This window comes from Shewanella sp. T24-MNA-CIBAN-0130, from assembly GCF_040310185.1.
Classification (GTDB): Bacteria; Pseudomonadota; Gammaproteobacteria; order Enterobacterales; family Shewanellaceae; genus Shewanella; species Shewanella psychromarinicola.
In genome coordinates this window covers 52,133-61,583 of the sequence record NZ_JBEOPP010000024.1, presented here as the reverse complement: position 1 = coordinate 61,583, position 9,451 = coordinate 52,133, and the positions used below count along the sequence as shown (strand labels likewise).

At 41.6% G+C, this 9,451-nt stretch carries 10 protein-coding genes; 5 read left to right on the top strand and 5 right to left on the bottom strand.

Features of this window, described 5'->3' with window-relative positions:
• Window positions 1–44: 44 nt before the first annotated feature.
• Window positions 45–1,811 carry a monovalent cation:proton antiporter-2 (CPA2) family protein gene (locus AAEZ02_RS11500; RefSeq protein ID WP_351123129.1) on the bottom strand — a complete coding sequence of 589 codons (1,767 nt, stop codon included), beginning with the start codon at window positions 1,809–1,811 and terminating at the stop codon, window positions 45–47.
• A 202-nt stretch (window positions 1,812–2,013) separates the two neighbouring features.
• Window positions 2,014–2,766 (bottom strand): Nif3-like dinuclear metal center hexameric protein, encoded by a 753-nt coding sequence (locus tag AAEZ02_RS11495; RefSeq protein WP_124013926.1) that lies wholly within the window; start codon window positions 2,764–2,766, stop codon window positions 2,014–2,016.
• A gap of 432 nt (window positions 2,767–3,198) precedes the next feature.
• On the opposite strand from AAEZ02_RS11495, the gene AAEZ02_RS11490 reads away from it, so the two are divergent.
• A complete protein-coding gene (locus AAEZ02_RS11490; protein WP_124013912.1) occupies window positions 3,199–3,567 on the top strand; it encodes a hypothetical protein in 369 nt (122 codons plus the stop codon).
• Window positions 3,568–3,668: 101 nt separating this feature from the next.
• Here the strand turns inward: AAEZ02_RS11490 and AAEZ02_RS11485 are convergent, their stop codons facing one another.
• Entirely contained in the window at window positions 3,669–4,157 is a 489-nt protein-coding gene (locus tag AAEZ02_RS11485; protein WP_372491477.1) for an outer membrane lipoprotein, read from the bottom strand.
• Between the two features lie 51 nt (window positions 4,158–4,208).
• Between AAEZ02_RS11485 and aat the strand changes: the two genes are divergently transcribed.
• The 3 genes from aat to infA all read left to right on the top strand — a co-directional run bounded on the left by aat (window position 4,209) and on the right by infA (window position 5,923).
• On the top strand, window positions 4,209–4,916 hold the full coding sequence (aat, locus tag AAEZ02_RS11480; RefSeq protein WP_124013911.1) for a leucyl/phenylalanyl-tRNA--protein transferase: 708 nt from the start codon (window positions 4,209–4,211) through the stop codon (window positions 4,914–4,916).
• Window positions 4,906–5,625, top strand: coding sequence for an arginyltransferase (locus AAEZ02_RS11475; RefSeq protein ID WP_124013910.1), 720 nt, complete (start codon window positions 4,906–4,908; stop codon window positions 5,623–5,625). Before aat ends, AAEZ02_RS11475 begins: the two co-directional genes overlap by 11 nt.
• A 79-nt stretch (window positions 5,626–5,704) precedes the next feature.
• The gene (gene infA / locus AAEZ02_RS11470) at window positions 5,705–5,923 is read left to right on the top strand and encodes a translation initiation factor IF-1 (RefSeq protein WP_011496276.1); all 219 of its coding nucleotides are present in this window, start codon (window positions 5,705–5,707) and stop codon (window positions 5,921–5,923) included.
• 384 nt (window positions 5,924–6,307) lie between these two features.
• Here infA and clpA read toward each other — a convergent pair whose 3' ends face one another.
• Window positions 6,308–8,566 carry an ATP-dependent Clp protease ATP-binding subunit ClpA gene (gene clpA, locus AAEZ02_RS11465; protein ID WP_124013909.1) on the bottom strand — a complete coding sequence of 753 codons (2,259 nt, stop codon included), beginning with the start codon at window positions 8,564–8,566 and terminating at the stop codon, window positions 6,308–6,310.
• Window positions 8,567–8,608: 42 nt separating this feature from the next.
• Window positions 8,609–8,917, bottom strand: a complete 309-nt coding sequence (clpS, locus tag AAEZ02_RS11460) for an ATP-dependent Clp protease adapter ClpS (RefSeq protein ID WP_124013908.1) — start codon at window positions 8,915–8,917, stop codon at window positions 8,609–8,611.
• A 196-nt stretch (window positions 8,918–9,113) separates the two neighbouring features.
• Between clpS and cspD the strand changes: the two genes are divergently transcribed.
• Window positions 9,114–9,320: a cold shock domain-containing protein CspD gene (gene cspD / locus AAEZ02_RS11455; RefSeq protein WP_101030973.1), complete on the top strand. Its 207-nt coding sequence runs from the start codon at window positions 9,114–9,116 to the stop codon at window positions 9,318–9,320.
• Window positions 9,321–9,451: the final 131 nt, after the last annotated feature.

Here is a 9,451-nt window from a genome sequence, read left to right as displayed (position 1 = left end):
TTGCTGACACGCTCGGTGATACAATTAATGATAACTTTCAGAAATTAAAACCTGCAGTTTGAATTCACTTGAGTATATAGACGTTTAGATGCTTCTTTTTCAACCCGTTTATACGTCGACTTTCGCTTACTGACAAAATCGTCAGAATAGCCCAATAAGCGCAATGACGCCGCGCCCACTTCAAGTGCAGAATGATGGGTTTCTGACTCAACAATATCGGCGCCCGCTTCTTTTAATAAATGCCCGTGGCCGCGATCGAATGCCCTCGCAACGATGTTAAGTTTGGGGTAGGTATGATGTAAATATTTCACTAACGCAACACTGCTTTCACGATTATCGATGGCGACAACAAACAAGGAAGCCTGGGCAATACCCGCTGTTGTTAATAAAGCTGGACGGGTAGCATCGCCATAATAGGCTTTAGTATTGATTTTTCTAATCGAGTCAACTTGTGAGGCTTGATGGTCAAGCACCACCGTTTTAATGCCATTGGAAATCAATAATCGATTAACAACTTGGCCAAAACGACCAATACCAGCAATCACCACACAGCCAACCTCGTCAATATTATCTTGGGCGCGTTGATTGGTTTTTTTCTGAAAACGAGGAAAGATCACCTTTTCGAACAAAATGAACAACCCTGGGGTTAAAAACATCGATAACGCGACCACTATCGACAAGGTTTGTGCCAGCTCTGCAGGCAACACATGCTGTTGCACGCTGAAACTTAATAATACAAAGCCAAACTCACCCGCTTGAGCAAGACTTAAGGCAAATAACCAACGATCACTGCCTTTAATTCGAAAAATTAATGCCAATAAATAAAGTACAATCCCTTTAATTAGCATCACCCCAGAGGTCATTAAGATAATCTCGCTAAAATCGGCAAATAACACCGAAAAATCAATCCCAGCACCCACGGTGATAAAAAACAGTCCTAATAACAATCCTTTAAAAGGCCCAATATTGGACTCTAGTTCATGTTTAAACTCACTATTAGCCAGTACCACGCCCGCCAAAAAGGTACCTAATGCGGGTGAAATACCAACCAAACTCATTAACGCTGCAATCCCAATCACCAACATAAGCGCTGCGGCAGTAGATATTTCGCGTACTCCTGAGTCCGCTACCATCCTAAATAATGGCCTACTGAGATAATGCCCACCTAACACCACAGCACCAATAGCTAATACCAGTACAATGGCATATGCCCAACCTGGTAATGAAGCCACGAGACTTAACTGCTCGTGTTGTTCACTCATACTACTAACAGCAGCTTGGGCTTTCTCAACTAACTCAGGTAAGGCTAATAACGGAATAAAGGCCAACATGGGAATGACGGCTATGTCTTGAAACAGCAAGACCGAAAATGCGTTCTTTCCGGCATGGGTTTTATTGAGGCGTTTTTCAGATAAGGTTTGCAACACAATTGCGGTAGATGAAAGGGAAAAAATTAACCCTATGGTTAACGCTGTACTGAGCCCATATCCAGCATAAGTCGCACAGGCCATCACGGCCAAAATAGTCCCCACAACTTGTAAGCCACCAAGCCCCAGTAAACGGTTGCGCATCGCCCATAACATTTTAGGCTCAAGCTCTAACCCAACTAAAAACAACATCATCACCACGCCAAATTCGGCGAAGTGTTGAATCGTGTTGGTTTCACTGCCGACTAAACCGATAATTGGCCCAATAACAACCCCGGCAATGAGGTAGCCGAGTATTGAACCTAATCCTAATTTATTGGCTAAGGGAACAGCGATTACCGCAGCGGTTAAATAAATAAAAGCTTGTAGGAAATACTCGGTCATTTACGGATCCTTAACAAATAAAAGGCAATATGATACATCCATGGTCTTGTCCATCACCCATTATGTAGACTTCGTTTAATGCCAATAGCTAAGTCAATGTTGTCAAAAAACAGCACTAAACATCGGTTATCTACCTAAGACTAAAGCCGGTAACGCAATGAACATCAGCGCCGGCGCAACCAAGCATTACGATATTGTCAAATTACACGGGATTTACAATATCAATAAAATGATGCTCAATATTGAATTTTTCCGCTAAATGCTCACCCAAAGCTTGGATGCCAAATTGTTCTGTCGCATGATGCCCAGCGGCAAAGTAATGTAACCCTTGCTCGATTGCTGCATGGAAAGTCCGCTCTGATACTTCACCACTAATAAATGCATCAACCTCCATTTGCGCCGCATCATCAATATAGTCTTGTGCACCTCCGGTACACCAAGCCAAGGTCGAGATCATTTTGGTTTCATCACCTATGTGCAACGGTTTACGTTTTAATACACTGCTGAGTAACTCGCTAAATTCGGCAACCGTTAATGGGTGTTCTAAATGACCATGCCATAATAAATCCTGAGCCACAGGCTCGTAGACTCTTGGGCTAATAATGCCTAATTGTTGGGCTAATTGGGCATTATTACCCACACCATGGTGTGCATCTAACGGTAAATGATAGCCATATAAACTAATGTCATTATCCATTAATGCTTTGATCCGACGATATTTCATGCCAGTGATGACGTCAGGCTCATTTTTCCAAAAAAAACCATGATGAACCAAAATTGCATCAGCGTTGACCTTTATCGCAGCATCAATTAGTGCCTGACAAGCTGTAACTCCGGTGACTATGGTGTGAATGTTCGACTTACCTTCGACTTGCAGCCCATTTGGCGCATAATCTTTAAACGCACTCACGTTTAAAAAAGTATCAAGATAGGACGCCAATTCTTGACGTGAAATAACTGATGTTTGATGATTTTTGGACATAAAACCCCTAAAAATTTAACTAACCTCAGCCAGTAGACAATATAAGGTTATTGATAATGATATTGACCATACGGACTCACACGATATTCATTCATATAATACTGAATGGCGATACCACCAGTTTACCCGAATATGGTCGAACTCGCGAAGCTTATGCAACCTAAAAACGGTTTAAAATACAGATATTTTAGGATCTAAATCAATGAGAAACACAAGCCTCTGAGACAGGTAATATTCGTATAGCCTAAAGTTATTTATTTCAATAACGTCCCAATAAACTGTCGATAAAAACGACTTTTTGACTGATAATTCGACAATTTTGGCATGGATTGGACTTTTGATAACTTAACACTTTAAAATTAGTTACAACCTTAATTTAACGTGATAACAAGTAGGTTATTAACTATGACAACATTGACTAAAGAAGAGGTCATCAGCCAATTACAAACGGCACTTGAAAATCAATCTGGCAAACCCGTTTCAATTGAGCAAGCGGGCAGTTGGTATAAAATCGACGGCGCAAAATCAGTGCGTTTTAGCGAACTCGACGCTATGCATGCTAATTTAACGGCATCTTCAGTAAAAAAAGTACCACTGACAACCACGTGCGGATTAGTCGCTGAACCTAGGCGAAAAGAATCGGCAAAAACTGCAGCGAAAAAAACACCGACTAAAAAGGTTCAATCAACCTCAGGTGGATTAACCCCTAAGCAGTTGTGGCGTCAAAAACTCGAAAATACAATCGGTAAGCAAACATTGCCTCAAGGTTTTTAATAAAACGTGGCAATAACAGATAATACTGTATTGCAAAACAGGTATTGACGACTGCGGGTAAAATAACAGAAGCCTAGGCTCCTGTTATTTTACTCGCATTATCACATTGCAAGGTCGACTCTGACATAACCGGTTAAGTAAACCACCCTAACCTCATCTCCGGCAGCAAAACTCATTCCAGGATCCGCATCTTGGATCACCATAACTTGGCTGCCATCTTCTTGCTTTATCATTAGTTCAACTAATTTAGTTTCAAAATAATATTGTTGGTTACCATGCTGACTTCCGATCCCCCCACCGATCAATGCCCCCAAGACAGTGGCAACATCTTGACCGGAACCACCACCAAATTGATGGCCAATAACACCACCGATTAAGGCTCCACCAAAGGTTTTCCAACCACTGTGACTGTCTTCAACCAGCTGTTTTTCACTCACCTGCTTTACCGATTCAATTTGTCCATACAGTACTTTCTCAACGGGGACCGCTTGATTTCGCTCATAAGCAGCTTGGCTTTGGCCAAAAAAAAGGCAAATTGTCAGCAATACTGCAAAAATACTCTTCATACTCACAGTTATGATTTTAAACATGGCTAATTTCCGCTAAGTTAACGATACGATATTACAAATAATATACTCAATTTGAACTCACTGTGTTATTTAAATCAATCCATCGAGTTTCCTTCGCCGGAACAAGCCCTCATTAATCCTAATGGCTTATTAGCCATTGGAGGAGACTTGCAGCCCACCCGCTTAATACAAGCCTATTATCAAGGTATTTTTCCTTGGTTTAATGCCAATGACCCGATTTTATGGTGGTCGCCCGACCCTAGAGCTGTGTTCACGCCGACTCAACCTTTTGGCAGTAAAAGCTTGATTAAGTTTCTTAAAAAATCAACGTGGCGCTATACCATTAATCATGCATTTTTGGACGTAGTCGCGGGATGTGCACAGCCTCGCGATAGCCAAAGTGGCACGTGGATATCGGCAGAAATTCAAATGGCCTATTATGAACTTCATCTTCAAGGGCGCGCTCACTCTATTGAAGTGTGGGATGGCGAACACCTTGTCGGTGGTCTGTATGGTATTCCGGTAGGAGGTGTTTTTTGCGGTGAATCGATGTTCCATCGCCAAACTAATGCATCAAAAGCTGCGTTTGCTATACTGAATCAACACTTGGTGAAAAATAATTTCCAGTTAATTGATGCCCAAATAATAAACCCACATTTGCTCAGCCTTGGCGCTAACGCCCTACCAAGACGCAAATTTTTGTCGATACTTCATCAATATCGAGATCAAGCCATTTCAGCGTCAATATGGCACAAACAAGAGGTGTTAATTGAATTCTAAATCGGTCAGCGTCGGCATAAGCCAACCTTTTGATTGCAACTATATTGAAGGCAATAAAGAACAATTGTTGGTCATCCAGGAACCACAAGTTGACGCAGCATTATTTGAACAACTTCTGGCTATGGGGTTTCGTCGTAATGGAAATGCCATTTATAAACCACGTTGCCCAAACTGCCAAGCCTGTCAGTCTATTCGATTGAATGTGAACGATTTTGTGTTATCAAAACGTCAGAAACGCACGTTAAAGAACAACCGAGATTTACATTGGAAAGTCAGCCATACATCACGGCCTGAACATTATATTTTGTACCAGCGTTACATTAATGAACGGCACAGCGATGGACCCATGTTCCCGGCATCACAAAGCCAATATGATGATTTTTTATTATCTGATTGGTTGCCGCCAATGTATATCGAAGTATTTGATCATGAGAAGTTAATTGCAGTCGCGGTCACCGATGATATGGCACAGAGTTATTCGGCGATTTACAGTTACTTCGACCCGGACTATGCTGAACGATCCTTGGGTTCACTGATGATTTTAATTCAATGCCAATTGGCAAAGTCATTGGGTAAGCGATTTTTGTATTTGGGCTATCAAATTGATCAAAATAGGAAAATGAGTTATAAACGCCAATACCGTCCATATCAAATTTTAACAGCACTTGGTTGGCAAGTTGGCGAAAATCTTACACCTCTTTCTCGTTAACGCCCTTTACAGTTCAGGGTTTTTGGGGCATGATACGCCCGATTTTTTCATATTTGAAGGCTAATGGGATAACTAATTAATGGCGAAAGAAGACAACATTGAAATGCAGGGCACTATCCTTGAGACCTTGCCAAATACAATGTTCCGCGTAGAGCTTGAAAATGGACATGTGGTGATAGCCCACATCTCTGGCAAAATGCGCAAAAACTACATCCGTATTTTAACCGGTGACAAAGTCACGGTTCAGTTGACTCCTTATGACTTATCAAAAGGTCGTATCGTCTTCCGCGCACGTTAATCGCTAGCCTCAACAATGTAAAAACCGACTGCCTGTCGGTTTTTTTGTTGTTATACCAAACTGCATAAGTAAAGTGTACTCAGCGCAAAGCAACACGCATCAAACAAAACGAATGTTCAACGTAATGGGTATCCCTTTATCAGAGCATTCAACCAAGCATAGCGATGGTTGTAATCCGTTTTGCAGAAGCACCTCATACGCTCCACTGCTATGTTGTATTGATTTAAAAAGGGAATACCCATTTTGCCATCAATACCCATTGAATTGAACAGTGAGTAACGCTCTGAGTTGATGACTTATTTATCAAGAAACGGTATTAGGCGCAATTAACACACATAAAAAAGATGACCCATGGGTCATCTTTTTCAATTGTATCGTTAATGACTACGACACTTTTTCTAACGACTCACAATTGATATTGATCTCACCGTCTTTCACGTCAATGTGCGCAACACCGCCCCTTTCAAGCACGCCAAATAGAATTTCATCGGCTAGTGGGCGTTTAATCAATTCGGTCACCACACGCGACATAGGACGCGCGCCCATCGATTTGTCGTATCCCTTCTCCGCAAGCAAGGTTCGAGCCTCGTCACTGACATCCAAGGTGACATGTTTATCATCAAGTTGTGCCTGTAACTCAACTAAGAACTTATCAACCACTTTGGCGATTACTGTCATATCCAAATGATTAAACCATACGATTGAATCTAATCGATTACGAAACTCAGGTGAAAAGATTTTATTGATTTCAGCTAAGGCATCTTGAGTATGATCTTGCTGTCTAAAGCCAATCGATTTACGAATAGTTTCTTGCACGCCAGCATTGGTTGTCATCACTAACGTCACATTTCTGAAATCAGCTTTACGACCGTTATTGTCAGTTAACGTACCGTGATCCATCACTTGTAATAGCAAGTTGAATACATCAGGGTGCGCCTTTTCAATCTCGTCAAGTAGCACCACACAATGTGGGTTTTTAATCACAGCATCGGTTAACATGCCACCTTGATCGTAACCAACATAACCTGGAGGAGCACCGATTAAACGCGACACAGTGTGGCGTTCCATATACTCAGACATATCAAACCGAATGAGTTTAAGATTGAGACAATTAGCCAATTGGTTGGTGACTTCGGTTTTACCTACCCCTGTCGGGCCGGCAAACATAAAGCTACCCACTGGCTTTTTCTCTGAGCCTAAACCACTGCGCGACAAGCGAATAGCGGAACTGAGGCTCTCAATAGCCTTGTCCTGCCCAAATACCACCATCTTAAGGTTGCGTTCTAGGTTACGCAGCATATCTTTGTCAGTCGACGATACCGACTTCTCAGGAATACGCGCCAACTTGGCAATGATAGCCTCTATTTCAGCTTGACCAATGGTCTTCTTACGTTTGCTTTGCGGCATCATCACCATACGCGCACCCGCTTCGTCAATCACATCAATCGCTTTGTCGGGTAAATGACGGTCATTAATGTGCTTTGCCGATAAGATAGCTGCACTACTGATGGCCGCTTGGGTATAGCGTACACCATGGTATTGTTCGTACTTAGATTTAAGCCCCATCAATATTTTGGTGGTTTCAGCGACAGAAGGCTCATTGATATCAATTTTTTGGAAGCGACGTGCTAAAGCACGGTCTTTTTCAAAAATGCTTTGATATTCTTGGAACGTCGTTGACCCCATGCAACGTAACTTACCACTTGATAACAATGGTTTGAGTAAGTTAGACGCATCCATCACACCACCAGAAGCGGCGCCAGCACCAATAATGGTATGAATTTCGTCAATAAATAAAATAGCATGCTCATCCGCAGCTAATTCTTTTAATAAGCTTTTAAAGCGCTTTTCAAAATCACCACGGTATTTAGTGCCCGCTAATAATGCGCCCAAATCTAACGAATACACGGTCGCATTGGCCATCACTTCAGGCACTTGTTTGTTGACGATGCGATAAGCCAAACCTTCTGCTATAGCCGTTTTACCCACGCCAGCTTCACCCACGAGTAAGGGGTTGTTTTTGCGACGACGACAGAGTGTCTGAATCGCACGTTCAATTTCAGCATCACGACCAATTAATGGATCGATAGTACCGTCTTGCGCTAATTGGTTTAAATTAGCCGCAAATTGCGCCAACATGCTACGGTCTTCGGCATTTTCAGATTGATCATCAATGCGTTCTTGATCTTGTGGTTCGCCAGAATCGTCTTCTTTTCCCATGCCATGAGAAATAAAATTAACCACATCTAAGCGGGTAATCTCACAACGACGCAGTAAATAAACCGCTTGGGATTCTTGCTCACTAAAAATAGCAACCAGCACATTGGCGCCAGAAACTTCATTACGACCAGATGATTGCACATGGAAAACCGCACGTTGCAGAACACGTTGAAATCCTAAGGTAGGCTGTGTTTCACGCTCTTCAGTTGATTCGGCAATAATCGGTGTGGTTTGTTGAATGAAATTAGCCACTTCTTCTCGTAAACGATTAACATCCGCCCCACAAGCAACTAATGCTTCATAAGCAGAGGGATTATCAATCAGCGCTAATAATAAATGTTCTACTGTCATGTATTCATGACGTGAATCTCTAGCTTGCTGAAACGCTAGGTTCAAGGTGACTTCCAGGTCTTTGTTCAGCATAAGCACCCCCTAAATTTAACCACAGACTGTGAGAAATCGATATTATGCTTTCTCTAACGTACACAGTAACGGATGTTGGTTTTCTCTTGCAAACTGATTTACTTGAAAAACTTTTGTTTCTGCAATTCCAAATGGAAACACACCACACAATCCTTTGCCTTGGTTATGGATTGCTAACATAATATCAACAGCTTGCTGTTCATTTTTCTCAAAGAAACGTTGTAATACTTCTACCACAAAATCCATCGGGGTGTAATCATCATTGTTTAGCACCACGTTATACATATGGGGTGGTTGTAGCTTAGATTCAACCTTTTCTTCAATATGTTCTACACTGCCTATTTTAGCCATTGTTTAATACTAGCCTCTCGTTTGGTTCCCGACCACTTGATATTATTAAATTAATTAAATGTTGCCTTTTTGTTAATTACTGCTTGACATCTTTTCGTACAAATTTCATTCTATTTGTTAGGCGGCGAATAATAGACCGCTGGATAATAAGTTTTACTATCTTACTGGTAAGTAGACAATAGAAGGAAGTGGAAGTATGGCAAACGGAACTGTAAAATGGTTCAACAACGCCAAAGGATTCGGGTTTATTTGCCCTGATCAGGGTGGCGAAGATGTATTTGCGCACTATTCAACTATCGAAATGGAAGGTTATCGTACCTTAAAAGCAGGTCAACCTGTATGCTTCGAAGTTGAAGCTGGTCCCAAAGGAATGCATGCTTCAGCCATCTCGCCAACAAAATAATTGGTGAGACTATAAGACAAAAAGACAGGGATTTTAATCCCTGTCTTTTTTTATTGACTTAAATAACCTCAATGAACAAAAATAAATAATTATTTAACCGTTTGTTAGCCAGCGTTGAGGTTTTTAGTCTC